20 protein-coding genes are annotated in these 24,901 nt (G+C 59.4%); 13 read left to right on the plus strand and 7 right to left on the minus strand.

Translation table 11 applies throughout. The annotated features are described in order from the left end of the window. Positions 1-20: 20 nt before the first annotated feature. From QEH57_RS12620 to QEH57_RS12635, 4 genes are all read left to right on the plus strand, one after another. Entirely contained in the window at positions 21-1,802 is a 1,782-nt protein-coding gene (locus tag QEH57_RS12620) for a sodium:solute symporter family protein (protein ID WP_309007099.1), read from the plus strand. Positions 1,803-1,809: 7 nt separating this feature from the next. Continuing rightward, positions 1,810-3,000, plus strand: coding sequence for a heparan-alpha-glucosaminide N-acetyltransferase domain-containing protein (locus QEH57_RS12625; RefSeq protein ID WP_309007100.1), 1,191 nt, complete (start codon positions 1,810-1,812; stop codon positions 2,998-3,000). Between the two features lie 76 nt (positions 3,001-3,076). Continuing rightward, a complete protein-coding gene (locus tag QEH57_RS12630) occupies positions 3,077-3,460 on the plus strand; it encodes a hypothetical protein (protein WP_309007101.1) in 384 nt (127 codons plus the stop codon). An 81-nt stretch (positions 3,461-3,541) separates the two neighbouring features. After that, on the plus strand, positions 3,542-4,603 hold the full coding sequence (locus QEH57_RS12635; RefSeq protein ID WP_309007102.1) for a transporter: 1,062 nt from the start codon (positions 3,542-3,544) through the stop codon (positions 4,601-4,603). Positions 4,604-4,669: 66 nt separating this feature from the next. On the opposite strand, the gene QEH57_RS12640 is transcribed toward QEH57_RS12635, so the two are convergent. After that, on the minus strand, positions 4,670-5,092 hold the full coding sequence (locus tag QEH57_RS12640) for a hypothetical protein (protein WP_309007103.1): 423 nt from the start codon (positions 5,090-5,092) through the stop codon (positions 4,670-4,672). 94 nt (positions 5,093-5,186) lie between these two features. Continuing rightward, complete coding sequence (locus QEH57_RS12645; protein ID WP_309007104.1) at positions 5,187-6,665, minus strand: hypothetical protein; 1,479 nt, start codon at positions 6,663-6,665, stop codon at positions 5,187-5,189. A gap of 157 nt (positions 6,666-6,822) precedes the next feature. On the opposite strand from QEH57_RS12645, the gene QEH57_RS12650 reads away from it, so the two are divergent. Beyond that, a complete protein-coding gene (locus QEH57_RS12650) occupies positions 6,823-7,035 on the plus strand; it encodes a hypothetical protein (protein WP_309007105.1) in 213 nt (70 codons plus the stop codon). On the opposite strand, the gene QEH57_RS12655 is transcribed toward QEH57_RS12650, so the two are convergent. Genes QEH57_RS12655 through QEH57_RS12670 form a run of 4 tightly spaced genes read right to left on the minus strand, consistent with a single transcriptional unit; the run spans position 7,032 to position 14,581 of the window. Then, a complete protein-coding gene (locus QEH57_RS12655; RefSeq protein WP_309007106.1) occupies positions 7,032-9,185 on the minus strand; it encodes a BamA/TamA family outer membrane protein in 2,154 nt (717 codons plus the stop codon). The genes QEH57_RS12650 and QEH57_RS12655 overlap by 4 nt on opposite strands. Then, positions 9,164-12,880 carry a translocation/assembly module TamB domain-containing protein gene (locus QEH57_RS12660; protein WP_309007107.1) on the minus strand — a complete coding sequence of 1,239 codons (3,717 nt, stop codon included), beginning with the start codon at positions 12,878-12,880 and terminating at the stop codon, positions 9,164-9,166. Before QEH57_RS12660 ends, QEH57_RS12655 begins: the two co-directional genes overlap by 22 nt. A gap of 23 nt (positions 12,881-12,903) precedes the next feature. Then, on the minus strand, positions 12,904-14,013 hold the full coding sequence (locus QEH57_RS12665) for a hypothetical protein (RefSeq protein WP_309007108.1): 1,110 nt from the start codon (positions 14,011-14,013) through the stop codon (positions 12,904-12,906). Further along, positions 14,000-14,581 carry a mechanosensitive ion channel family protein gene (locus tag QEH57_RS12670; RefSeq protein ID WP_309007109.1) on the minus strand — a complete coding sequence of 194 codons (582 nt, stop codon included), beginning with the start codon at positions 14,579-14,581 and terminating at the stop codon, positions 14,000-14,002. The genes QEH57_RS12665 and QEH57_RS12670 overlap by 14 nt, the downstream gene beginning before the upstream one ends. A gap of 135 nt (positions 14,582-14,716) precedes the next feature. Here QEH57_RS12670 and QEH57_RS12675 point away from each other — a divergent pair, with 135 nt between their 5' ends. The 8 genes from QEH57_RS12675 (at position 14,717) to QEH57_RS12710 (ending at position 23,559) form a co-directional block, all read left to right on the plus strand. Beyond that, the gene (locus tag QEH57_RS12675) at positions 14,717-15,613 is read left to right on the plus strand and encodes a DMT family transporter (protein WP_309007110.1); all 897 of its coding nucleotides are present in this window, start codon (positions 14,717-14,719) and stop codon (positions 15,611-15,613) included. A gap of 113 nt (positions 15,614-15,726) precedes the next feature. After that, a complete protein-coding gene (locus QEH57_RS12680) occupies positions 15,727-16,338 on the plus strand; it encodes a MarR family transcriptional regulator (RefSeq protein ID WP_309007111.1) in 612 nt (203 codons plus the stop codon). 24 nt (positions 16,339-16,362) lie between these two features. Continuing rightward, a complete protein-coding gene (locus QEH57_RS12685; protein ID WP_309007112.1) occupies positions 16,363-16,857 on the plus strand; it encodes a hypothetical protein in 495 nt (164 codons plus the stop codon). 12 nt (positions 16,858-16,869) lie between these two features. Continuing rightward, a complete protein-coding gene (locus QEH57_RS12690) occupies positions 16,870-18,297 on the plus strand; it encodes a hypothetical protein (RefSeq protein ID WP_309007113.1) in 1,428 nt (475 codons plus the stop codon). A gap of 126 nt (positions 18,298-18,423) precedes the next feature. Beyond that, entirely contained in the window at positions 18,424-19,518 is a 1,095-nt protein-coding gene (locus tag QEH57_RS12695; protein WP_309007114.1) for a hypothetical protein, read from the plus strand. Positions 19,519-19,604: 86 nt separating this feature from the next. Next, complete coding sequence (asnB, locus tag QEH57_RS12700; protein WP_343224774.1) at positions 19,605-21,536, plus strand: asparagine synthase (glutamine-hydrolyzing); 1,932 nt, start codon at positions 19,605-19,607, stop codon at positions 21,534-21,536. A 24-nt stretch (positions 21,537-21,560) separates the two neighbouring features. Continuing rightward, entirely contained in the window at positions 21,561-22,808 is a 1,248-nt protein-coding gene (locus QEH57_RS12705; protein WP_343224775.1) for a Zn-dependent hydrolase, read from the plus strand. A 10-nt stretch (positions 22,809-22,818) separates the two neighbouring features. After that, positions 22,819-23,559 carry an isochorismatase family cysteine hydrolase gene (locus QEH57_RS12710; protein ID WP_309007117.1) on the plus strand — a complete coding sequence of 247 codons (741 nt, stop codon included), beginning with the start codon at positions 22,819-22,821 and terminating at the stop codon, positions 23,557-23,559. Positions 23,560-23,592: 33 nt separating this feature from the next. On the opposite strand, the gene QEH57_RS12715 is transcribed toward QEH57_RS12710, so the two are convergent. Further along, positions 23,593-24,891: an MFS transporter gene (locus tag QEH57_RS12715; RefSeq protein ID WP_309007118.1), complete on the minus strand. Its 1,299-nt coding sequence runs from the start codon at positions 24,889-24,891 to the stop codon at positions 23,593-23,595. Positions 24,892-24,901: the final 10 nt, after the last annotated feature.

Consider the following 24,901-nt stretch of genomic DNA (forward strand, 5'->3'; position numbering starts at 1 on the left):
TCAACCCTACCCCAAAACTTATGTCCCTCTCTCCTCTCGATTGGATCATCATTGTCGCTTTCTTTGTCGTATCCCTGCTGATCGGCTTGCTGGTGTCTCGGCGGGCTGGCCGTTCTTCGGCTGAGTATTTCCTTTCAGGCCGCAGTATGCCTTGGTGGTTGCTCGGCGTATCCATGGTGGCCACTACCTTTGCCATCGATACTCCGAATTTGGTGACGGGGATCGTTCGCCAAGATGGGGTGGCGGGGAATTGGGTTTGGTGGGCCTTCCTGCTGACGGGCATGCTGACCGTTTTCGTGTACGCTCGGTTGTGGCGGCGTTCCCAGGTGTCCACCGACTTGGAGTTTTACGAACTGCGCTACAGTGGGAAGTCGGCCGCTTTCTTGCGCGGCTTTCGGGCGATTTACTTGGGCGTCTTCTTTAACGTGATGATCATGGCCAACGTTTGCTTGGCTGCGATCAAGCTCGGCGGGGTGGCGCTGGGCTTGTCGCCGGTGGAGACTTTGCTGATCGCCTCTGTGATCACGGTGCTCTATAGTTCGTTAGGCGGGCTGAGAGGCGTTTTGATCACGGACTTCGTCCAGTTCGGGGTCGCTATGGTGGGGTCTATCTGGGCGACCTCTTTGATCGTGGGGATGCCCGAGGTGGGCGGTTTGGGCGGTTTGCTGTCGCATCCGAACGTGGTGGGGAAGCTCGACCTGCTGCCCGACTTTTCCGATTCGACTCTGCTTGTATCCGTATTCATCGTACCGCTTGCGGTGCAGTGGTGGAGCGTATGGTATCCGGGAGCGGAACCCGGCGGCGGTGGTTACATCGCGCAGCGAATGCTTGCGGCGAAGAATGAGCGGCACGCGATCGGAGCTACTTTTTTCTTCAACCTTGCACACTATGGCTTGCGTCCTTGGCCTTGGATATTGATGGGACTGGCGTCGCTGATCGTGTATCCAAATCTCGAATCGTTGCAGGTCGCGTTTCCGGCGATGGATCCGAACTTCATCCGCGACGACCTTGCGTACCCAGCGATGTTGGCGTTTTTGCCGGCAGGGGTGCTGGGCTTGGTGCTTGCTTCGCTGGTGGCCGCTTTCATGTCGACGATTTCGACGCATCTGAACTGGGGCTCGTCCTATGTGGTGAACGATGTTTACAAGCGCTTCGTGAAGCCGGAGGCGAGCGAAGGAGAGCTCGTTAGAGTGGGAAGGCTCTCGACGGTGGCGCTGATGATCTTGGCGGGAGTGGTGGCCCTGTTTTTGGAAAGCGCGATGCAGAGCTTTAACATTCTGCTTTCGATCGGAGCGGGTACGGGCTTGATCTTCATTTTGCGTTGGTTCTGGTGGCGGGTGAATGCGGCAACTGAAATATCGGGAATGGTCGTGTCCTTCCTCGTCGCTTTGTTTTTCGAATTTGGATACGAGCGATGCGGATTCGAGCCCCTGGCCGGACATGTTCAATTGATGGCGAGCGTAGCGGTAACGACGGTAGCGTGGCTGGCGGTGACTTTCCTTACGCCTGCGAGTTCGCCGGAGGTTTTAGAGAAGTTCTACCTTGCCATTCGCCCGGTGGGTCCCGGTTGGGAGAAGGTGCGCGCTTCGTTGCGGGAGAAAGGGGTGGCTGTTCCGGAAGCGGCGCCGGGCGAGAGCCTCACGCGAGGGATCGCGAACTTTGTGCTTGGAAGCTTTTCGGTGTATTTCTTTTTGTTCGGAATCGGATACCTCGTTTACGGGAACCTCGCCTTGGGGATCGGTTTGCTTTCCCTGTCAGCGCTAGGGATTGGCTATATCTTGAAGCGTGTAATCGCAAACTGAATACGTGATGAAGGAGAAAAGGGAACGGCTTGTTTCGCTCGATGCTCTACGGGGCTTTACGATTATCGCAATGATCGTGGTGAACAGCCCGGGATCGTGGGGCGAGGTTTACGGTCCGCTGCTTCACGCCTCCTGGCATGGAGTTACGGTGACGGATATGGTTTTCCCGTTCTTTCTGTTCATCGTCGGGGTGTCGATCGCCTTGGCTTACGCAGGCAGGCCGAAGTCGCGTCGGGAACGTCGCCAGGCCTACGGGAAAATTCTCTGGCGGGTGGCGAAGATCTTCGCGCTTGGCGTTTTCCTGAACCTTTGGCCGCAGTTCGACTTCGCGGAGATTCGGGTGGTGGGGGTGCTGCAGCGGATTGCGGTGGTGTTCGGCGTTTGCGCGATCCTGTTTTTGAATACGAGCTGGAGGCAGCAGCTTTGGATCGCCGTAGGCTTGCTGCTTTCGTACTGGGCGCTCTTGCAACTGGTTCCGGTTCCGCTCGACGCGGTGAACGAAGGGGCCTTGCGGGAAGGGGTCGTGGAGCGAGCCTTAAGTGCGTCCCAGTCGGTAACGGTGGAGGCGAGCGGCGAGGCGGCCTTGGCAGCGAACCTCGAGCCCGGAACGAATTTGGCGGCTTGGCTGGATCGCAGGTGGGTGCCGGGGCAGATGTGGGAGCGGACCTGGGATCCGGAAGGGTTCTTGAGCACCGTGCCGGCGGTGGGGACGGGCTTGTTCGGGATGCTGGTGGGGGCCTTGATCGTGGGGATTGCGGATCCGTACCGGCGGGTGAGTTGGCTGTTTTTCGTGGGAGTGGCGACGGTGTTGCTCGGCGAGGTTTGGAGCTGGGTGTTTCCGTTGAACAAGAATTTGTGGTCGAGTTCCTTCGTGCTGTTTTCCGGAGGTTGGGCGACGCTTTGCTTGGCGGCTTGCCTGCTCCTGGTTGACATCCAGGGTTATCGCAGCTGGGCGAAGGTGGGGGTGGTGTTCGGCTCCAATTCGGTGGTCGCCTACGCCCTCTCGGGGATGCTGACGCTTTTCTTCTATTCGGGCACGAGCTATTGGCCCAGCTTGAGCGGTATCTTCATGGAGAGCCTGACGAGCTGGGGAATTCCCGGCAAGTTGGCCTCGCTGTTGTATGCCTTGCTGTATGTTGGCGTCCTGTACTTGCCGGTCTATTGGTTGTGGAAGCGGAAGGTTTTCGTGAAGCTGTGAGCGTACGGATTTGCTTTGAAAGGGATTGACCAAGGAGGACGGCGGCCTATGGGTTCGGCTCGTGCCTTTTCGTCTTTTGTCCAAAGCTATTTGCGTGGCGGTCTGTTTGAGTCTCTCGAACAGTTTGCTGCTGTTTGGACAGCTCATGGCTTGGTCGAGCATGGCCAAGGAGCGATTGGACGAGCGCGGCGTTGGTACCGCCTTGATTTCGAGTATCGAAGGGGTGGACCTCTGCGAGGTCTGTCTGGTGGTCCGCGAGGAAAACCGGAAGCAGAGCGAAAGCGGCACGCTCAAGGAGTCTGCGGGTATCGCCAAGCTGCTCGTGATGTCGGACGATGCGGATGCGGTCTACGCTTTGCCGCCGAAGTTCGAGTTTAGCTGTATCCGCGGTGAGGATACAGGAAAGTTTGCAAGTCGTTCCGAGGAAGTGGCGAAGCCGCCTCCGAGAATTGAAGTATAGTTGAGAGGGTCCTCTCGAAGCCCGCTGCGGAACGTGTGCAGCGGGAGTGTAATTCTATAACTACTTCAATTTTCAGATTAAATGAATAAGACTTTTTCTATTGTATCCACGCGTGCAATCGCGTCGGCATCCTTGGCCTTGGGCCTTGCTTCAACTGCGTATTCCGCTACGGAAACGCTCCTAACTTCGGGCGGTCGCGCGGATAGCCACGCTCCGATTGGCGTAATGGGGGACCACCTACATAAGGCTGGCGAATACATGCTCTCGTATCGCCACATGTCCATGAGCATGGAAGGGCATCGGCAGGGCGAGAATTCGCTGACGACCCATGAGGTTTTCGCGGCGGGTTTCTCGGCTGCTGCGACCCGTATGGACATGGATATGGACATGTTCGGGATGATGTATGCGCCCAGCGATTCGGTGACTTTGATGCTGATGGCGAACTACCTCGAGCTCGACATGGATATGGTCATGAATCCGCATGCCGAGATGGGGGGCGGGCATGGCGGGCACGGCGCTATGGACATGAGCCATTCCACCTCGGGCTGGGGCGACGTGTCGTTGACGGCCTTGGTAAAGGGGTGGGAATCCGGGAAGCAGAAGATGCACTGGAATCTTGGCTTGAGCGCTCCGACGGGCTCGGTGAGCGAGATGATGCATGGATCCTTCCAGCCGTACGGGATGCAGCTTGGATCCGGAACGTGGGACGCTAAGATCGGGGCGACCTATTCTGTCTCGGGGGAAGCGTTTGGCTGGGGAGCGCAGGCTCTCGGCACGCTGCGTTTGGAGAATGGCGGCGAGTCCGGCTACTCGCGATCCGACGCCTTGGAGGCTTCGGTCTGGGGGAGCTGGCTGATCGATTCCGCGTGGAGCGTGTCCGGTCGCTTGAAGTACACTGCTGAGGGGCCTCTTGACGGACACTACGATGGGCCGCACGCCCACGCGGCTCCTCCGCATTTCCAAGCGAACTACGGGGGCGATGTCTTGGAGGCGATCGTAGGGCTTAACTATCTTTTCCGAGAGGGAGCCTTGAAGGGAAATCGTTTGGCGATCGAGTATGGGCAACCTGTCTACCAGCAGCTAAACGGATTTGGCATGAACCGGGAGGATACGCTGGCGCTCGGTTGGCAGTACGCCTGGTAGCTCTTGCGTATCCAAGTTTTCAGGAGGGGCCTCGGGGAATCGAGGCTCCTCTTTTTTGTTTGGAGCCTAGTCGAGGTCGTGGATGCGGGTTTCGGGGACCTTTTCGAGTATCAGCTCTTTGGGGACAGCGAGCCAATCTGCGGCGGCTCGCAGGGTAGTGAATACCTCGATGGTTCGGGTGCCGGAGACGTGCTTTTTGAGGATGATGTTGAGGGCGGAGAGAAGGGGGGAGTCGGCGATGACTGCGATCCTGCTGCCTTTGAGTTCGGGAAGGTTCTGGGCGGACCACTCCGAGTACTGGAGAAACTCCTTTTGCGTAATCGCAACGGTGCCGTGGTTGACGCACACGAGGAAGTTCGTTCCCGGCCGTATCCAGCCGGCTTGGCGAGCCCGCTTCTTGAGGGCGACGATCATTTCGTGGCTTACGAGATCGAGCACGACTTCGACGATCAGGCGGTATTCCTCAAGGAAGTACGCTTGGGATTTCATGGCAATTTTGGGGGATTTTGGGGGAGCGTATCAAGCGGAGGGAAGCCGCTTGCGGGGAGGAAACGGGCGAGGGGGGGCTCGCTCGGGGGAGGGATTAGCTTTCGACCGGCTGTAGGGAGACGAGGACTTCGGCGGTCTCTTCCGGGGTGAGGAATTCTTGCCGTTCTACGTAGAAGCCAGCCTTTTCCGGTTCGGTTTCGCCCCAGGCTTCGGCGATCGACTGGTAGTGTTCCTTGAAGTTGGATACGGAGGTGTCGAGGTGCTGGGGCGAGAGCGTGCCGGCGAAGGCGACGGCGCTGGCTTGGTCGGAATCCTGCCAGCGCTTGAAAAGGTAGTAGGCCGCTTTTTCGGGGTCGTCGGTCTGGAGTCGGTCTAGGGCGGATCGCTCGATGGCGTCGCGGGCGGCTTCGTCGATTTGGGGAGCGTTGTCGAGGTAGGCGAAGGCGGCGGCTTCGTCTTCGGCGGCCCAGCGGTTGACCATCTCGACGTAGGCGGTTTGGGGGACCTCGTAGCCGACGTCGGTGAGGCCGTCGTTGGCGGCGGCGAGGGTTTGGGCTTCGACCCGCTTTATCCAGGGAGTGGCTTCGGCGGGGGTCTTGCGCATGACGTTGTCGAGGGCCATGATGAGGTGTCCGCGCAGGCGGTAGGGGTCCTCTTGGTTGGCCTCGTCGTTTTCGATGAATTCGAAGGCGGCTTCCGGATCGACGTGGGCGATTTGGGGAACGGTTTCGGAAAGCACCTGTTCGATGGCGGGGTCCTTCTTTTGGCTGAAGATCCAGTAGCCGGCGGCGGTGGCGTCCTTTTGGATCCACTGGTCGAAGGCTGCGTAGAGGGCCTCCTCGCGCACGGAGCCCTGCGGCAGGGATTTAGCCCAGGTGGCGGCCGCTTGGGGAGCTTTCTTGGCCCAGGCCCGGGCGTATCCGCTGAGCACGCTCTCCTGGAGCGCTTGGGGGAGGTCGGCCTCGTGCTCCTCGATCCAGCGCGAGGCGGCTTGCAGGTCCTGGCTGGCCCAGCCTTGCATGGCTTGCTTAGCGAGCGGGGGCTGGTTTTTGGGGATGGTGGATTGGGCGAGCTCGAGGGCTTGCTCGGGTCGGTCTACGTCGTTGAGGCCGTCGACGAGGGCGAGGTAGAAAGGGGTGGAAAGGGTGGCTCCGATGTGGGTGTCGATCCAAGCCCGGGCGCCGGCGAGGTCGCCGCTTTGGGCCCATCCGCGCAGGACGTCCTTGCTGAAGCGCTGGATGCCTTGCGGCGCGTTCTGCAGGTAGGCCATGGCGGCGTGCGGGTCGCTGGCGCCCCATTCCACGAAGAGGGGCTGGAGGACGCTGTAGGCGGGGCTGCTTTTTTTGACGGTCCCGATGTAGAGGGTGTCGGCGAGGTTTGCGAAATCGTTCGCCTCGAGGTCGGGGCTGCGCTCGGCTGATTTTTCGGAAAGAGGTGAGGGGAGAGGCGTTTCGGCCTCGCCGATGGCTTCTATGCGATAGGAGTCAGCGGTTCCGTTCCCAGCGAAATGGGTGTATGTCGCGAGGGAGCAAGATACAGCTAGGCTAAGGACGAGGAGAGGGTGTTTTGGCATGGGAAAGCGAGCGTTGGCCCGCTAAGTATCGGAAGGTACGGGATTTAGTTGAGGAGGAAGGGGGGAGATTGTCTTTTTGGCATTATCGTCGAGCGTCTGCTGTATCTATCTTCGAAATACAGTTTTCTCAAGCGATGCCGATTGGATTAACGAAATTATGAAATTCGCCAATCCAAATGACGAGGTCGCTTTAGCCCGCGATGAAGAGTGTTTACGCGAATTTCTCGCGGGAAACAAGACTGCGTTTGCCCAAGCTTTCTGGGAAAATGGCCGCCCAAAAGCGGCCAGCGAAGGCGTTGCGGAGCTGCCGCGGCAGCCAGAGGCCGCTGCGGAGAGCAACGAGTTGGGCAGCCGTTCCTGCTCCTCCTAGAAGGGGAAGCCGATCGAGAGGTGGACGGTGCCGCGCGGGTCCTCGGGGCGCGGGTCGACGTTGTGGCCGTATTCGAGGCGCACCGGGCCGACGATGGTGTTGTAGCGGAAGCCGAGGCCGACGCTGGAGAGGGTCTCGTAGAGTTCGCTCGCTTCGGCGGACTCCCAGATGCGGGCGGCGTCGGCGAAGAGCACGAGGTTGAGCCGGTCGAGGATGGGGTATTCGAGCTCGAGATTTACGAGGGAGTAGGCTTCGACGCGGGTTGGGTTGCCGTTTTCGGCGAGCGGGGCAGCTTCGCCGCGACGGTAACCGCGAACGGAATTTTCGCCGCCGACGAGGAAGAATTCGTTGGGAGGGATTTCGCTGAGGGTTCCTTCCGAGAAGGTGATTTGGGCGGCTCTGGCGCCGAAGTGGAAGAGCCAGCGGCTGCCGAGTTGCTTGTGGTAGGCGAAGCTGATTTCGGGTTTGAGGAAGCTGGTTTCCCCGCCCAGGGATTCGTCAGCGTAGCGGACGACGCCGGAGATCTCGTATCCGGATTTTGGGTATAGGATATCGTCGATATTGCTGCGGGTGGCTCGTAGGGAAAGGCTGCCGATGTTGGCTTCTTGGAAATCGTCCGTGTCTTCACCTTCGAATTTCGGATTGCGGGCTTCCTTGCGCTCGAAGGCGTAGTCGAGACCGATGTCGGTCTTGAGTTCGGGGAGACGGCGGAACAGTCCCATGGTAACGCCTCGCTCTTCGCGGTCGAAGTAGAGTTCCTGGCGGTTGAGGAAGTTGATTTCGAAGGTGCCGTCGATGGATTCCCCGAGGAGTTCCGGGACAGTGTAGTTGAGGTTTCCGCTGGCGGACTTGATGGAGCGGATTGCGGAAAAGGAGAGGGAGTGGGCACGGCCGAAGAGGTTGTCCCTTTGGGCGAGCAGCCCGGCTCGGAATTGCTCGTAGCTTCCGTATCCAAGAAGCAATTGCGCTTTGATGCGTTCCCCGTTTTTGTAGTCGAAGACAGCTTTCCGTTGTCCGGGCCCGTCGTCTTGGTAGCTGAGGTCGATGCGTTCGAAGATGCCGAGGCGGGAAAGGCGGCGCCGGGCGGCTTCGGCTTTTGTGATGTCGAGCGGGGTGCCGGTGGTGAGGTCGGCTTTGCGGTCGAGCAGCGGCAGGTGAGTGTCGGTGGCTCCTTTGTGTTCGACTCCGGAAAGGGTGATCTTCGGGCCGCGGCGAACTTCGAAGAGGATGTGGACGGATACGGTTCCCTCTTCGGGAGTGGCCTTGAGGATGCGGCTGCTGACTTTCGTATCCGGATAGCCATGACTGTAGGCTTCGTTGCGGATGGCGCGCACTTGGTCCTCGACCCAAGCTCGGGTGTAGTTGGCTCCGGGGTCTATCTCTTTGCTCTCTAGCAGGGCGTCTTCTTTGAGGTAGTGGACTTCGGCTTGGGTGATCTTGTAGAGCGGGCCTTCGTCGACTTGGAGAGCGACGTCGACGGCTCCGGTCGATTTGTCGATGTCGACGGAGAGGGGGGTGACCTTGGCGTCGGTGCGGCCGAGGGCGGCGAGGGCGGCGGCGAGTTGCTTTTGGTGGTTGGCGAGGATGTTTTGGGAATAGGAGCGGTCTTTTTTGCGGGAGTAGAGGGAGGTGTCGGGGATGATGTAGTTTTTCGCTTCTTCGGGATCGATGGAGACAAGGCCGTCGATGGTGACGCTGTTGTAATAGTAAAGGGTGCCTTCTTGGATGGTGTAGTGTAGTTTTTCAGCCACTACGCCTTCGGGGATCTGCGGTTCGAAGGGACTGGTCCAGGTGGCGGTTTCTTCGGTCCCGTCGCTTTTTTGGTAGGTCGCGGTGAGCTTGGCGTCGAGGTAGCCATTTTGGGTGAGGCGGGTGAGGAGCAGGAAGGCGCCGTCGTCGATCTTTTGGGAGTCGAGTTCGCCTTCCTCGATTTCGAGAAGCCGCAGGGAGCTGCGCAGCTCCGCGTTGCCGAAGAGCCCGAAGCCGCTGACCTTTACGGTGGCGGCGTGGAGGGGAGCGGCGTGGAAAGCGAGCAGGGCGAAGAAGGCGAGGAGGAGCGTCGTCGGAGCTGGGACAAGGCGGCGGGCCGCAAGTGGGAGCCCGACGAGCGAGTTGTTGCCGGGGCGTGTCATCGTTTGAAGATGGTCCATTTGAGGTTGGCGTTGAATTCGTCGCGCTTGTCGTATTCGCCTTCGATTTCGAGGTCTTCGGTCAGCTGGTAGCTGGCGTCGATGGTTTTCTTTCCTTGCTGGGAAATGTCTTGTCCGACCTCGAGGCTGAGCTTGCTAGCGGAGTCTGAGTTGCCGCCGGTGAGTTTTTTGAAGAGGCCTTTTCCGATGAAGATGCCGAGGGACGTGGCGGACTTTTGGGCGAGATTGCCTTGGGCGTTGGATACGGATCCGGTGGTGAGCAGGAGCAGGGCGTCGACCTGGCTGAGGGCGGGGTTGGAGGTGATGACGAGCTCGGGGTCTTCCACGGTGCCGGTGACGTCGAGGTTTATGTCGTAGGCGAAGAGGCGTCCTTCGGCGACGGCTTCGAGCTGGAGTTCGGAGGGCCGGTCGCGGGTGATGTAGGCTTGGCCGGTTTTGAGCTTGAGGGAGCTGGCTGGGAAGAAGATGCGGCCTGTATTGGTTTCGGCCTTACCGATGAGCAGAGGAGTGCCGAGGGTGCCTTCGAGGTCGAATTCGGCGGAGAGGGTGCCTTCGAAGAAGGAGTTGGATACGCGCAGGAATTCGTTGCCACGGATGTCGATGTCGAGTCCCCACTCGCTGAAAGGGGCTTGCTCGACGGCGAAGTAGGGCGGGCGGGAGGTGACGGTTTTGGTGGAGCTGGCTAGGAGATCGGGTTCGACGAGGAAGAGTCCCTTGGTGAGGTTGAGGGTACCTTTGAGCAGGGGAGCGTCTAGGTTTTTGGATACGAGCTGCATGTCGATGTCGCCGCTGAGGATGAGACCGTCGTCGCGGATGAGCGGGAACTCCTTGCTGGAGAAGGCGAGGTCGTAGCGTGGGTTTGCGAGGTCGTTGAGATCTGCGGAGCCTTTGAGGGTGAAGGGGCTTTTTTCCGCGAGGCCGCGGACTTCCTTGAGTTGCCAGATGCCTTTGGCGAGTTCGACTTGCCCGGAGATCTTTGAGAGGGCTCCGAGGGGCGGGAGGGGCCGGGTGGCGAGGTTTTCGACCTTGGCGGTGGCGGTGATGTCGCCGGCGTTGAGATTGATGTCGATGTGGGCCTTTCCTTCGTAGCGCATGATCTCGGGTAGCCAGCTCTTGAGGGCTTCGAGTTCCAGCAGGTCGACGCGGGCGTGGCCGGTGAGGGGCGAGAAGTCGAGCTTTTGGGTGTCCTTGACGAGGTTGAGCAGGGAGGTTTCGCCGATGGGAAGAGTGGCGTCGGCGTAGACGGCGTTTTTTCCGGCGTGGGCTTCGAGGGAGCGGATGGCGAGGCCGTCGGAGTTGGCGAGCAGGGAGGCGGAGAAGTCTTGCAGCTGGATGTTCTTGCTGGGGTCGCTGGGGTGTCGCCAGTCGAGGGAGGCGAGCTTGAAGTCGAAGTTTCCTTTGGGGTTGTTGAGGGTGCCGCTGAGTTGGGCTTTGATGACGGGGCGCTTGAGGGCGATGGGCAGGATGGTTTCGAGGGATGCCCAGAAGTCGGGATGCGGGGAGGACTGCAGGCTGAATTCAAGGGGGGCGTCTTGGTGGATTTGCGTTCTGGGGCTGCCTTGTGACCAGTTTATGGATACGGGGAAGTGTCCTTCGGCGACGAGGATGTGCTTGGAGTCGGCCCCGATATCGAGGTGGTCGATGCTGAGGCTGTCGAGGCGCTTGGGGTCGGACTTGGCGAGCCAGGAGAGGTCGACGCTGCTGCCTTCCTTGAGGGCCCAGGATGCGGAGCCGGAAGTGGTGATTTGGGATTGGGTTTCGGTGAGGGTGGCTTGCGTATCGAAATCTTGGATGCGTAGGTTGGGGATGGGGCTAGCGAGCCAGGCGTTGAAGACGTTGGTCTCGAAGTCGATGGCGGTGGCGTGCAGGCTGAATTGGTCTGGGGTGAGGAGCAGGGAGCTGAGCTCGAGCTGTCGTCCGGTAGGGCCGGCGAGCACGATGCCGGCGGAGGCGATGGCGGTTTGGGTGAGGTCGATGGTGAGGGTGCCGGCTTCCTCGAGGGCGAGGATGGGGGAGCCGCCGTTTTCGGCGAGCGTGAGCTGGGAGAGGCTGATCTTGGCTTGCTCGGGGTTGCGTTCGAGCTCGAGGGCGAGCTCGAGCGTTTCGCTTTCGTTGGTCGCCTGGAGGTGGGCCTCGAGTTGCTGGAGCTTGCCGCTGAGGTCGGCTTGGACGGAGAAGGGGGTGGTGCTGGGCAGCTGGAGGCTGGGGGAGGCGAGGTGGCCTTCGAACTGGGGATCGGCGAGGGGGCCGACGAGGTGGAGCTCGCCTTCGATGCGTTGCCATTCCAGCGGGGGGAGGAGTTCGCGCAGGCGTTGGGATTCGTTTTCCAGCTGGAGGGTGAGCTGGGAATCGAGGAAGCGTTTTTCTTGGATGTGGTAGCCTCCGGTGAGGCTGATGGAGGATCCGGCGGCGGAGCGGATGTCGAAGGATTGGATGGTGGCTTCCTGGCCGAGCAGGTCTACCTGGGCGCTGGCGGTTTCCAGGAGGCTGTCCCAAAGGGTGATGTTCGTGCCTTGCAGGTCGGCGGTGAGGATGGGCAGGCCTTGGGGGGAGGTGCGGGTTTGCAGGAGGGCGTCGAGCTTGCCGGTGGCTTCGATGAAGGGAAGTTTTGCGAGGTCGAGCTTGGCCTCGAGCTGGGCGGTTTCGAGCGGGTTGTCGAGGGAGAAGTCGAGCCGTATGGGCTTGTCGCTCTCAACGGAGAGCCATGGGAGGTTAACGGTGGCGGTGTCGATCTGCAGGGCTTTTTGCGAGCCTTGTCCGGTGAGCAGGATGGTGGAGGATCCGCTGGGGTCGCTGGTATCGAAGCCTTCGATACGGTAGTCGAAGGCTTGGCCGTTCCAGTTGAGAAGGGCGTCGAGGGAGAGGGGCGGAGCGGAGCCCCAGAAGGTGTAGCGTTGGTCGAGCTCGAAGCTGCGGGTGGCGATTTGACCGGCGTCGGGGACGAGGGAGCGGGTCCAGAGGGCGTCGAGGGAGACCCGGTTTTGGAAGTTCTGCAGTTCGCCTACCAGCTTGGCCTGGGAGGTGTCGCTCTGGAGTGCGGCGTGGAGGGCGAGTTGATGCTGGGGGACGGCGGCGTCGAGCTGCCATTGGCCGGGGGCTTGGAAGGTGGCGTCGAGCCGGGCGGCGGTTTGGGTGGGGAGGTGAGTGAGGGTGGCGGCGAGCTGGTTTGGGCTGAGCTCGATGGCTTCGATTTCGAGGGTGGCCTGGCCGTTGAGGCTGAGGGTGCCGGAGCGCAGGGATACGGAGGCGAGGTAGCTGCCCAGCTGGGCGAGGCTGTCGTCGGCGAGGGCTACGATTTCCGGGATGCTTAGCGGATCGGGAGAGTCGGGTTCCGGGGCTGGGTTTGGGGTGGAGAGTTCGACGGTCCAGTTTTCGAGGGCGAGCTGTTCGGTGGCGGGGGCGGAGGAGAAGTGCTCGAAGAGCAGCTTGGTGGGGGAGGGGAGTTCGGCTCGCTCGGCGGCGATCTGGACGCCTGCTTGTTCGGTGGCGAGCTTTTCGATGCGCCAGCGGTCCCAGGAGAGGCGCTCGACCGTTTCGATTTGCACGCCGAAGCGCTGGGCCAAGGGCTTGGCCAGCCAGGCGGACCAGATGGGAAAGCTGAGGATTCCGGCGAAGTGGAGGGCAGTCGCGGCGATAGCGAGGCGCTTGGTCTTGCGGAAGCGTGGGGGCTTGGCTGGTTTTTGCGGTTTGGACATCGAACGAGTTGGCGGGCGCTAGGTCAGGATACGGTGAGATGGAATGGGATGGATGCGAGGCTTTGGCCGTTTATGAGCAGTTCGATGGTGTTGGTCCCCGTATAGTACTTGCGGGTGGTGATTGGTTTCAAATGGAAGCTTTTCTGGAGGTATCTTTTCGCTCCGGGGCCGAGGGTGAGAGAATTTCCCTTGAAGACTTTGGGAGCGGTTTGGCCGTTGGCCTTCACGAGGTGGAAGCGGTAGTCGACGATGAGCTCTTGAGCTTGGCGGGCGGTGGAGTGGAGTTCGAGCGATAGGGTGAGCTTTTGTCCGAGCTGGATAGCGTCGGGGCTGGCGGCGAAGGCGTGGACCTTGAGCTGGGGCGTTCCGTAGCCCAGGAGGGCAAGGCAGCGGGGGTAGCCTTGCTTGATGAGGCTGCGGCAGGCGTGCCGGAGTAGCTGCTGGCGCTGGGGGCCGGCCTGGGGAAGCCAGGCTTCGATGGTGTCGAGCATGAGTTCGGGATTGTCCTTGGAGATGTCGTTCAGGTTGTTGGCGACGGAGCGCCTCACGTACAACGAAGGGTCGTCCTTGAGGATTTCGAGAAGTGGCAGGACGGGACGCGGGTCTTGCACGAAGGCGGGGATTTGCTCGCCCCAGGGCAGGCGGGGGCGGGTGCCTTCGGAGACGAGGCGGCGCAGGTTGGGGTCGGGGTCCTTGGCCCAGCGCTTGAGGTGGGGGAACACTTTTTGGGGCTGGTGGATGAGGAGGACGCGGATGCCGAATTCGGCGGTGAAGCGTTTGGTGACTTCGGGGATGAGCTTGAGGGAGGCGTCGACCGCTTCCAGCGCGTGGGCGGTGAGCAGGGAGTTGAGGGGCATGTAGACCCAGCCGTCGAGGGAGTCGTCTTCCTCGAGGGTGGGCAGCGGCAGGATGGCTTGCCGGACGGTCTCCATGGCTTGGCTCGGGTCGCGGGGGAGCTCTTGCCAGAGTTGGGCGGCGATGAGCTGGGCGCGCTGCTTGAGCTCGAGGCTGTCGAGGGACGCGAGGCAGCTTTTCTCGAAGCGCTTGTCGGCGAACTTTGGATACGCGTCCTTGACGGCTTGGGCGAGGGTGCGGACGACGGTGGCGTTGATAAAGTTCTTAAACGGCTCCATCGTCGTCCTTCTTCTCCTTCTCTTCCAGCATCTTTTGGTAGTCGGAGGGGCTGAGGATGGTGATGAGCTTTTGCACGGCGACGTTGGCGGGGAGGGTGATGTAGGAGCCGCCGTCGGTTTGGATCTTCAGGTACATGAGGGTGACGTCCTTGAGGATGCCGCAGTACTTGGGTTCGCTTTCGATGAGGAGGCGGTCGCCGATGCGGTAGGGGAAGGTGAAGAAGAGGATGATGCTGGCGGTGACGTTGCTGAGGATGGACCAGTGGGCGAAGAAGGCGATGCCGACGAGGGCGAAGAAGGAGCTGGTGGCGACGAAGAGGCCTTGGATCCCGTCGCCGAGGATGTTGGAGATGATGGCGATGGAGATCATGTAGATGACCGTTTGGCCTGCCTTGGAGATGCCGGCGCTGCGCTGGGGGGCGAAGCGGTGGCGTTCGCTGGTGTGGTCGATGTAGCGGCGGAAGAGGCGGATCGAGAAGTAGGTGAGAAGGACGACGAGTAGGGTGACGCCGGTTTTGATCAGGCCTTCGCTGCTCTCGTTGATGAAATTCAAGATGGAATCTTTCATGGTTTGCGGCGGATTTAGAGGATCGGGGCGGGCAGTGCGATGCTGAAAACGCGCAATGGAGAGGAAGGAGCATCTCGGCGCGGCTTTGAAATGAGTTGTGGCGCGGGGCGAGCTGTGGCTAGTGGGGCGGGACAGATGACTTGGGTTTACGAAGCTGTAGCGAGCGCCTTGTTTCTCGGGGTGTACGACGTGTTCAAGAAGCATTCCGTGAATGGGAATGCGGTGATTCCGACCCTGTTCATCAGCGTGGTGTCGGGAGCGTCGCTGTGGGCTCCTTGGGTGGTCTGGTCGGCGTGGGGCGAGGTGCCGTTCGCTATGCTGGAGGTAGATTCCTTGGGCTGGGCGGATCACTTGCGGCTGCTGCTCAAGTCGACGATCGTATCCGTTTCTTGGGTGCTGGCCTATTTCGCCTTGAAGCACCTGCCGGTATCCCTGGCGGGCGGGATTCGGGCGACGGGGCCGCTGTGGACGCTTTTGGCGGCGGTGGTGATCTTTACCGAGCGTCCGAACGGGATGCAGTGGGCGGGCATCGTAGTAACGCTGGCGTCCTTCGTGGCCTTGTCCTTTGCGGGGCGAAAGGAAGGCTTGGTCTTCCATCGCAACAAGTGGGTTTTCCTGATGATCGGCGGGACTTTGGCCGGTACGGTGAGCGGGCTCTACGACAAGTACCTGATGGGCACGCTCGGCTATCGGGCCTCGACGGTGCAGGCTTGGTTTTCCATTTACCTGGTGGTGGTGATGCTGCCGATGATGATCGGCTGGTGGCAGCACTGGTGGCCGCGCGGCCGCTTCCAATGGCGTTGGACCATGCCGATGATCGGGGTGACGCTGCTGGTGGCCGACTACCTGTACTTCGAGGCTTTGCGGGACGAGGACGCGATGATTTCGGTGGTGTCCTGCCTGCGCCGAGGTGGCGTGCTGGTGAGCTTCGCTTCCGGCTACCTGCTGTTCAGGGAGCGCAACTATCGGGCGAAGACACCCTGCGTGCTGGGGATCTTGCTCGGGGTGGTTTTGATCGTGCTGGCCCGCTAGGGCAGAAGGTTTCCTCGCCCCTAAAATCTATCGGTAGGCTTGACAGAGCCAAGCTTCGCGAAAAAGGTTCGTACACGAATGATTCGTGTCGAAACAGTTCGGGGGCTTTGCGGATGAGCCAGGAATTAGAGACAGATGAGGCTCCTCTTTTGCCTGCGGGCGAGGTGGAGGAGGTGCTGCCGGTGTTGCCCCGGGAGCGCTACGACTTGAGGATTCTGAGCTCGTTGCGTCGCATCGTGCGCTCGATCGACAGCCATTCGCGTCGGCTCGCGACGCAGAGCGGCATGACGGTGCCGCAGCTTTTGTGCATGCTGAAGCTGGACGAGCTGGGACCGCTTGAGGTCAAGGACTTGGCGAACGAGCTTTTCCTCAGTCCGAGCACGACGGTGGGGATTGTGGACCGTTTGGAAAAGAGCGGAGCTCTGGCCCGGGAACGTTCGGTGCGAGACCGACGTCGGGTCCGCGTGACCTTGACTGAGAAGGGACGGAAGATGGTGGAGGCCTCACCGTCGCCGCTGCAGGAGAATTTAATAGACGCGATCGAGAAGCTTCCCGAGTTGGAGCGAGCAACCATCGCGCTTTCCTTAGAGAAACTGATCGAGTGCATCGATGCCCCGCTGCAGGGGGCGGTCGATAGCCCGACGGCGCCCATTCTCGAAACGACGGCAGACTTGAAGGGGAACGGTCGCGTTTCCCCGAAGTCACCCGAACGGACCGAATCCTAACCTCCTTGTAACACCCTCGTAGAAATGAACCACGCTCTCATTCGCATGAGAACGCAGTTTCGCACGGTCGCTGCGTTTCTGTTTGTAGCCATATTGCAACTACCGATTGCCTTAGGCGAAGGCTTTTTGGAGCCGGAGGGCTCGAGCTACCGGACCGATGACGGAACGGTGCCGCTGGTGTGGGGAGAGACGGAACGGAACCTTTCTGGGGATCGCGTCTACGAGGTGCGTCGCTGGGGACTGGATGCTTCTGGCCTTGGGCAACTTGTCTACGAAGGGGAGGACACGGCCTCCTTCGTTTCCGGCCTAGGGGAGGGCGATTATGTATTTCGTATTCGTTCGAAAGCGAAAGGCGATGCGTATCCAGATTGGGGAGACGAAGGTCTTAATGTGACGGTTGACTATATCGACATGGCGATCGTATGGCCGCTGATGGGGGCGGGAGCGCTTAGCTTCGTTGTATTGATCGGTACCATCGCGCTCGGTCGCCGGGCTACGGAAGGAAGTGAGAGCTCCTAGAGCGAAATCGAGATGAACCAAGAAGAAACGATATTGGATCCGAACGTAGGGTGGGCCTTGCTGCTCGCTTTTGGAATTCTGTGGGTCGGGCTGGGGCTGTACTGGGGACGCAAGTCGAAGAGCCTCGATGGCTTCATGTTGGCCGGAAGAAACGTGGGCATAGCCTTCGGCTCGGCCACGGCGATGGCGACTTGGGTGACCTCCAATACGATCATGGTGGTGCCTCAGTTTGGTTTGAAGATGGGAGTCTGGGGATTGCTCGCCTTCACGACTGCGAGCTTCGGCTTGTTCCTGTTCGCTCCGATGGCGGCTCGTATCCGAAATCTCATGCCACGTGGCTTTACTTCCGGCGACTTTATCCGTTTGCGCTACGGCAAGGTGGCTTGGTCGGTCTTCTTGGGAATCTCGCTGTTCTATTCGATGGCTTGGCTCGTATCGATGGCGATGGCGGGCGGCATCGTGCTGGAGGCCTTGGCAGGAATAAACTACAAGTACGGGATGAGCATGATCTTGCTGGTCTGCGTGTTGTATACCTTGGTGGGCGGGCTCTACGCGGTGATCGGGACCGACTTTATCCAGAGCGTGGTAATCTTGATCGGGATCATCGCAGTGGCGATCGCGGCCCTGTCGCGCATCGACCTTGGCAACGCTTACGAGACTTCGGTGCAAACCCAGCCAGCCCTGTTCGACGCTTTGCTGCCGGTGGCGCTGCTGTCCTTGTTCAATAACATGTTTTTCGGTTTCGGGGAGGTTTTCCATAACAACGTTTGGTGGAGCCGAGCTTTTGCGATTCGCAAGAAGGTGGTAGCGAAGGCATTTTCGCTGGCCGGGCTGCTTTGGTTGCCGATCCCCTTGGCGGTCGGCTTTTCGGCTCTGTTCAGCAACAGTCTCGGTATCAACATTACGGATATAGATATGACGGGACCCTTGATCGCTGGCGAGTTGCTGGGTTCCGCGGGGGCGGTCGTGCTTTTTGTTGTTATCTTTTGTTCGCTGGGATCGAGCATCGACAGCTTGCTGGCGGCGACCTCTGACTTGCTGGCGGAAGACGTGTACAAGAAGATGTTCAACCCCGGGGTGAGCGATGCCCGCCTGCGTTCGATTTCGACGGTGATCATTGTCGGGTTGGGGCTGGTGACGTGGTTGATCTGCCTGCCGCGGATCGGGAACCTTATGTCGGTGCTCTTTTTCGCAGGGCCCTTTGTTGGGAGCGCGGTTTGGCCAGTGGTGACCGGCTTGTATTGGAAACGGTCCAATGAGCTGGGCGCGGTGCTTTCGATGCTTTGCGGGTCTGCCGTGGGTCTGTATTCGTACTTTGAATATGGTTGGTATACGGCTTCCTTGGTGGCGACGATTGTATCGATGCTCATTACCTTCGGCTCGATCGCTTTGTCGAAGACGCATTTTCAATGGAGTAAACTGAACGAGGAGAAATTGTAATGGTGATGTTTCCTAAGCTTGTGGTGATCGCGTTGATTTTCGCGGCGATTTTTTTGACGGCGGCTGGCGTGGTTACGCTGCTGTGGATGGTTGTGAAGGATATAATCTCAAAGGACCTGTGGTAAGATGAACGAAAAGTTGGAGTTGAATAAGCATATCGAGTTTTTGGAGCCTCCGGAAGGCGTAGCGACGTTGAGGCCTCCGCCGCTTAACCTTTTCGAGGACAACCCGATTGATCTCTCGGTGCTTCGTAGGCTGAAGGGGCGATCGATCTTGGGTGTGAAGGATTTCGAGCGCGAAGAGGTGATCGAGCTAGCGAAGCTGGCCGCGGTGCTGGAGAATTTCGAGATCGCTCCTTATCACATCATGGACGGGAAGATCGTTACCACGGCCTTCTTCGAAGCGAGCACGCGTACGCGCCTTTCCTTCGAGAGCGCGGTTTTGCGTTTGGACGGTAAGGTTCTAAGCATCCCCGAGGGAGGCGTTACGGGAGTGCGCAAGGGCGAGTCGCTGGAGGATATCGGCGAGATGTTCAACGCTTACTGCGACATGGTGATCATGCGTCACACCGAAACGGATTCGGCGGAACGCGTACGGAAGAACCTGAGGGTGCCGCTCATCAATGCCGGCAACGGCAGCGGTGAGCATCCGACGCAGTCCTTGGCGGACTGGTACGCGCTCTTGAAGTGGAAACCGGAGCTTGCGAGTCCCGACCCGAGCAAGAAGAGCAAGCGGCTCTGTCTCGGGATTTTGGGTACGCCCGGAAGCATGCGAGCGGTGAAGAGTTTCTTGCTGATGTCTCTGATGTTTCAGGACCGGATAAGTCGGGTGGTTGTCGTATCTCAGATGGCGGATCCTTTTGGGGAGGACTTGGTGGCCGAGCTGAACAAGGCAGGCATCAAGTACGAGGTGACTAACGACATGCAGAGCCGGGTATCCGAGTTGGACGTGATCTATATGAACTCGATCGCATTCCTAGGAGATAGCTACAAGAACTTGGACAGCGAGTACCAGCTGAACAAAGACAGCAAGCTTAAGAAGAACGCGGTGATACTCCACCCCTTGGCTCGTTTGTCCGAGTTGGACTGCAGTTTGGACGATACGGCTCACAACCTTTATTTCTCGCAGGCCCACGGGGCTGTGTTCGTACGGCAGGCGCTTCTCATAAGCGTGAGCGGGCGTCTGGATCGACTGCCCGACGAAATACCAACCGTAAAGTAGAACAAGGACTGGAGCGCATTGACGTTCTCAAGTCCAAACCTAAGGAAACTATGTGCGGAATCGCAGGAATATTTTCAGTAAAAGCAATGCATCCAGAGGATGGGTACACCCTGTCTCGGATGCTGAAGACGATCGAGCATCGCGGTCCCGATGGGGAAGGAAGCTATGTGGATGCGGAACGTGGGTTAGCGATGGGGCATACACGCCTTTCGATCATCGACCTTAATACCGGCGAGCAGCCTATCCACAGTCCGGACAAGTCGTTGACGCTGACGGTCAACGGCGAGTTCTACGATTTTAAGAAGTATCGCTCTCATGCCATGGCGGAAGGGGAACGCTTCAGTTGCAAGTCCGATAGCGAGATTGCGCTCACGCTTTATCGGAAATACGGCAAGGCCTTTGTCGAGCACTTGCGTGGCGAGTTCGCAGTTGCTCTCTACGATCGGGAGAAGGACGAGATGCTGTTCGTGCGGGACCGCTTTGGCATTCGGCCCTTGTTCTATTACAATTCCGGCGAGACCTTCGTTTACGGGTCGGAGGTGAAGGCGATCTTGGCCCATCCGGATGTGCCGAAACGCTTGAACCGCAAGGCGGCCTTGCACCAGCTAATGCAAACGATCGAGCCGGGAACGTCCGCGTTCGAGGAGATCGTGGCGGTGGAGCCAGGCCATATGCTGGTGGTAAGGAAGCGTAATGGAAAGCTGGAGACGTCGACTCGTAAGTACTGGGATATGGACTTCCCGGAGATCGATGCCCGTGACGCGATGATGAGCGAAAGGGATCACGTCGAACAGGTTCGGGAGAAGCTGATCGAATCGGTGATTTTTCGTTTGGAGGCGGACGTGCCGGTAGGCTGTTACCTTTCGGGAGGGATCGACAGCTGCAGCATTCTCGGTCTGGCCACGGGGGCGATGCAGAGCCCTGTGAAGGCGTTTACGATCAGCTTCGACGACGACAAGTACGACGAAGCGCATATCGCCAAGGAGATGTCCGACAGCATGGGAGCTGACCAGGAGCAGATCAACTTGAAGGCGGACGATTTGTACGGCGAAAATTTTATCAAGACTGTCTGGCACGCGGAGCGTACGTTTTACAACACCTTAGGGGTCGCCAAGTACCTGATGAGTCAGCGAGTCAGGGAATGTGGATACAAAACGGTGGTGACGGGAGAGGGTGCCGACGAGCTGTTCGGCGGTTATCCAGCCTTCAAGCGTGACATGTTTCTCTACGGTCTGGACCACGAGACGCCGCAGGAGCGAGCCCGTTTGCAAGGGCTTTTGGACGAATCGAACAAGTTGTTCAAGGGGGCGATTTTGGCGGAGAACCAGATGACGCATCCCGCCTTCGAGGAACTGTGCGGGTTCACGCCGTCGTGGATACAGCCTTGGATGGCTACCTTGGAGTTGGCGAAGCCGTTGTTGAGCGATGACGCCTTGGAGGAGATTGGCGACTACGATCCGATCGAGGCGATCGCCTCCAAGATCGATAGCAAGATGTTGATGAACCGCCATGCGCTCGACAAGGCCCAGTATACCTGGAGCAAGTGTCAGCTCGAGGGCCAGATTTTGAACTGGGGCGGCGATCGGGTGGACATGGCGAACTCTATGGAATCGCGTCCTGCTTTTCTGGACCATCACTTGGCTGAGGTGGCGATGCAGGTGCCTCCTAGCCTGAGGGTGAAGGGGAACATCGAGAAATGGGTGCTGCGCGAAGCGGTGAAAGGCGTGTTGCCGGAAGTGCTCTACAAGCGCGAGAAGTTCGCCTTCATGGCCCCGCCTGCGCACACGAGCCCCGACAAGCTTGCCAAGGTGAACGAGTTGATCGACCGCTTCTTGAACCCGGATGCCTTGCGCAAGGCGGAGCTGCTCAGTCCGGAGCGGACGGCGAGGTTCCTCGAGGACTATCGCAAGGATCAGGACCCCGTCTCGCTAACCCGCAAGGACACCTTGCTGAATCACTTGCTATGCTTGCAGATCTTGAGCGAGACCTTCGTCGAGACCCCAGTTGTATCTAACTAGTAACTACGCTGAAAAACTATGCCGTTGGCGATCGATATCGAAAGGCTGAAGCAGGACTTCTTCGAGCTGTCCGAGATTGGAAAGAATCCGGAGGATCGCGGCCTGTATCGAACTGCTTTCTCGGCAGCGGATATGGAAGGGCGGGCTTGGTTGCGGCGGAAGTTGGAGGCGCTGGGGCTCGCGGTGCGGATGGATGGAGCGGCTAACGTTTTCGGTCGCCTGGCGGCCGAGGACGAAGCGACGAAAACGCTTCTGGTAGGCTCCCATTTGGATACGGTTCCCTGCGCGGGAGCTCTGGACGGGAGCCTAGGCGTACTGGTGGCCCTGGAGTGTTTGCGCACGCTCAAGGAACGGGGGACCGATGGTTATACGCGGCATCTGGAGCTCGTGGCTTTTAGCGACGAAGAAGGCCGCTTTGGCGGGATGTTTGGCTCCGAAGCGGTGGTCGGGGCGGTCACGCCGGAGACCTTGGAGTACTACAGTGACTTGGAGGGCTGTACCTTGGCGGAAGCGATGACTCGCTGCGGCATGAATCCGTTGGAAGCGTTGGATGCCCGCTTGGAGGCGGAGCAGATCGATGCTTATCTGGAATTGCACATCGAGCAAGGGCCAGTGCTGGACCGTTTGCGGAAGTCGGTGGGGATCGTAGAGAACATCACCGGTCTCTTTAAGTGGCTCATCAAAATTCGCGGCACGGCGAACCATGCCGGCACCACGCCTATGGAGATGCGGGAGGACGCGTTTATGGGTCTGGCGGACTTCGCTCACGAGATTCCGCGTATCTTGGAAGAGAATGGCGCGGAGTCTAGTCGCGCTACCATCGGCAGAGCGCAGATTTTGCCCGGCGCTCCGAATACCGTACCGGGGCTGGTGGAGCTGACTATCGACGTGAGGGATACGTCGAAAGCTGTATTGGAAGATCTGGGACAAGCCTTTCATCGGGCGCTGTCGGCTATCGCGCGTCGCCGCAAGCTGATGTTCGACTACGAGATCCAGAGCGAGATCGAGCCGACTGAATGCCATGGCGAGATCATCGAAGTCCTGGAGGAGGAAGCGCAGAGCTTGGGCTTAGACTATTTGAAGATGTCGAGCGGAGCGGCTCACGATGCCCAGATCATGGCTCAGCTCACTCGGATCGGGATGATTTTCGTTCCGAGCCGGGAGGGGAAAAGCCATTCGCCCGCGGAGTGGACGGCTTGGTCGGACATCGAAGCCGGAGCGAATCTCTGCTTGAGGGCAATCGATCGCATGGCGCGATCCGCTAAGACATGACCTGTATCCAATGAGTAAAGACACGAGTAAGCAAAGCGACCCATTGAAGTCGATCTACCACGATTCGATCGTGGATAATCCCGGGCATTTCAAGCAATTGATAAACCACAACACGGGGCTGCTCTGCATCGATTTGCAGTATCTCGACGCGGTGGAGGGGTTTGGCGTGTTTCGCGAGCCGGAAAAGTCGGGCGTGCCGAAGGAAGGGCGTGACTATTACTTCAGCCGCTTGAAGGAGACGGTATTGCCGAATGTGAGGCGTTTGCAGGATGCGTTTCGCTCGTGCCAGCTAGAGGTCATGCATACGCGAATACAGTCTTTGACTCAGGATGGACGGGATCGGAGCGCGGGGCACAAGCGTTTGGATCTATTGGCGGCTCCCGGTTCGAAGGAGGCCGAGTTTGTGGAAGCGGTGGCGCCGGTTGGCGACGAGGTGGTTGTCAACAAGACGGCCAGTGGCGTGTTCTCTTCGACCAACTTCCATTTCGTGCTCAACAACATGGGAGTGAACGCGCTCTTCGTTTGCGGCGTCTACACGAACGAGTGCGTGGAGACGACCGTGCGGGCGGCGAGCGACCTTGGCTATTTCGTGACGATGGTAGACGATGCCTGCGCCACGGTGACTCCACGCTTGCACGAGGCGAGCATCGCGACCTTGAAGGATCGCTACGCTCGGGTGGTGAGCACCGAGGAGGCCTTGGAGGACTTGGCCCGGTTTGCGGGAGTGGAGTCGAGCAGCATGAAGCCGTAGGAGCCCCGCGGGCTATATTGCCGGGAGGATCGGCTAGTTGTCTTCTTCTACGAAACGGAGGGAGATGGCGGCGATGGCTAGGGAGGCTCCGCCGAGGGCGACGGCGATGGCGGCGTTGTTCGAGAACAGGTGCTTGACGACGAAGCCCAGTCCGAGCGAGGCGACGATTTGGGGGAGGACGATGAAGAAGTTGAATACGCCCATGTAGAATCCCATTTTCTTGGCGGGAATCACGTTGGAGAGCATGGCGTAGGGCATGGACAGGATGCTTGCCCAGGCGATGCCGACGCCGACCATGGAGACGATCAGTATCTGAGGGTTGGATACGAGGACAGTGGAGGCGAGTCCAAACGCCCCGCAGGTTAGGCAAACGGTATGGATGGCTTTGGCGGAGAATTTCTTGGTCAGGGCGATGAGGGCGAAGGAGAAGAGGAAGGCGATGAAGTTGTAGGCGCTCAGGCAAACGCCGGCCCATTCGATGCCTTCTTGGTAGGCGGCCTCGCCGACTTTTCCGCCGAAGACTTGAGTCGCAACTGCAGGTGAGAAGTAGAGCCAGAGGCAGAAGAGGCCGAACCAGGTGAAGAACTGGGAAACTGCGAGCTGGCGCATGGCTTTGGGCATGCTTTTGATGCCGGAGAAGATTTCCGCGAACATGTTGCCGACTCCGGCCGACTGGGCCTTTTCGCGCTCGAAGGCTTCGATGTTCTCAGGCGGATTTTCTTTGGTGGTGAGAACGGTGTAGAGCACCGCGAAGAAAAAGATGGCGGAGCCGATATAGAAGGAGATCTTGACGGTTTGCGGAATGGCGCTGCCTTCCGAGGAGCCGGCTTCCATGCCGAATACGTTGCTGAAAACCCAAGGCAAGGAGGAGGCGGCTACGGCGCCAAGGCCGATGAGAAGGCTTTGCATGGCGAAGCCAGTCTTGCGTTGGTCTTCGGGGAGCTTGTCGCCCACGAAAGCGCGGAAGGGCTCCATGGATACGTTGACCGATGCGTCGAGGATCCAGAGGAGGCCGGCGGCCATCCAGAGGGTGGAGGAGTTTGGCATGGCGATGAGGGCCAAGCTGGCGAGGATGGCGCCTACGAGGAAGTAGGGACGCCGGCGTCCGAGGCGAGTCCAGGTGCGGTCGCTGTAGTATCCAATTATTGGTTGCACGATCAGGCCGGTGATCGGCGCTGCCAGCCAGAGCATGGGAATCTCGCTCTCCTCGGCTCCGAGGTATTGGTAGATCGCGGACATGTTGGCCATCTGCAGTCCCCATCCGAATTGGATGCCGAGGAAGCCGAAGCTCATGTTCCAGATTTGCCAGAAGGATAGTCGTTGTTGGGTCATTTGGGGCGAA

Origin of the sequence: Pelagicoccus sp. SDUM812005 (assembly GCF_031127875.1) — a bacterium.
Classification (GTDB): domain Bacteria; phylum Verrucomicrobiota; class Verrucomicrobiia; order Opitutales; family Opitutaceae; genus Pelagicoccus.

Coding starts and splice junctions, on each gene's coding strand:
- QEH57_RS12715 (WP_309007118.1), bottom strand. CDS start 24,891: ATGACCCAACAACGACTATCCTTCTGGCAAATCTGGAACATGAGCTTC.
- QEH57_RS12690 (WP_309007113.1), top strand. CDS start 16,870: ATGAACCAAGAAGAAACGATATTGGATCCGAACGTAGGGTGGGCCTTG.
- QEH57_RS12650 (WP_309007105.1), top strand. CDS start 6,823: ATGAAATTCGCCAATCCAAATGACGAGGTCGCTTTAGCCCGCGATGAA.
- QEH57_RS12710 (WP_309007117.1), top strand. CDS start 22,819: ATGAGTAAAGACACGAGTAAGCAAAGCGACCCATTGAAGTCGATCTAC.
- QEH57_RS12640 (WP_309007103.1), bottom strand. CDS start 5,092: ATGAAATCCCAAGCGTACTTCCTTGAGGAATACCGCCTGATCGTCGAA.
- QEH57_RS12665 (WP_309007108.1), bottom strand. CDS start 14,013: ATGGAGCCGTTTAAGAACTTTATCAACGCCACCGTCGTCCGCACCCTC.
- QEH57_RS12645 (WP_309007104.1), bottom strand. CDS start 6,665: ATGCCAAAACACCCTCTCCTCGTCCTTAGCCTAGCTGTATCTTGCTCC.
- QEH57_RS12620 (WP_309007099.1), top strand. CDS start 21: ATGTCCCTCTCTCCTCTCGATTGGATCATCATTGTCGCTTTCTTTGTC.
- QEH57_RS12660 (WP_309007107.1), bottom strand. CDS start 12,880: ATGTCCAAACCGCAAAAACCAGCCAAGCCCCCACGCTTCCGCAAGACC.
- QEH57_RS12685 (WP_309007112.1), top strand. CDS start 16,363: ATGAACCACGCTCTCATTCGCATGAGAACGCAGTTTCGCACGGTCGCT.
- QEH57_RS12635 (WP_309007102.1), top strand. CDS start 3,542: ATGAATAAGACTTTTTCTATTGTATCCACGCGTGCAATCGCGTCGGCA.
- QEH57_RS12625 (WP_309007100.1), top strand. CDS start 1,810: ATGAAGGAGAAAAGGGAACGGCTTGTTTCGCTCGATGCTCTACGGGGC.
- asnB (WP_343224774.1), top strand. CDS start 19,605: ATGCATCCAGAGGATGGGTACACCCTGTCTCGGATGCTGAAGACGATC.
- QEH57_RS12655 (WP_309007106.1), bottom strand. CDS start 9,185: ATGGACCATCTTCAAACGATGACACGCCCCGGCAACAACTCGCTCGTC.
- QEH57_RS12680 (WP_309007111.1), top strand. CDS start 15,727: ATGAGCCAGGAATTAGAGACAGATGAGGCTCCTCTTTTGCCTGCGGGC.
- QEH57_RS12670 (WP_309007109.1), bottom strand. CDS start 14,581: ATGAAAGATTCCATCTTGAATTTCATCAACGAGAGCAGCGAAGGCCTG.
- QEH57_RS12675 (WP_309007110.1), top strand. CDS start 14,717: ATGACTTGGGTTTACGAAGCTGTAGCGAGCGCCTTGTTTCTCGGGGTG.
- QEH57_RS12695 (WP_309007114.1), top strand. CDS start 18,424: ATGAACGAAAAGTTGGAGTTGAATAAGCATATCGAGTTTTTGGAGCCT.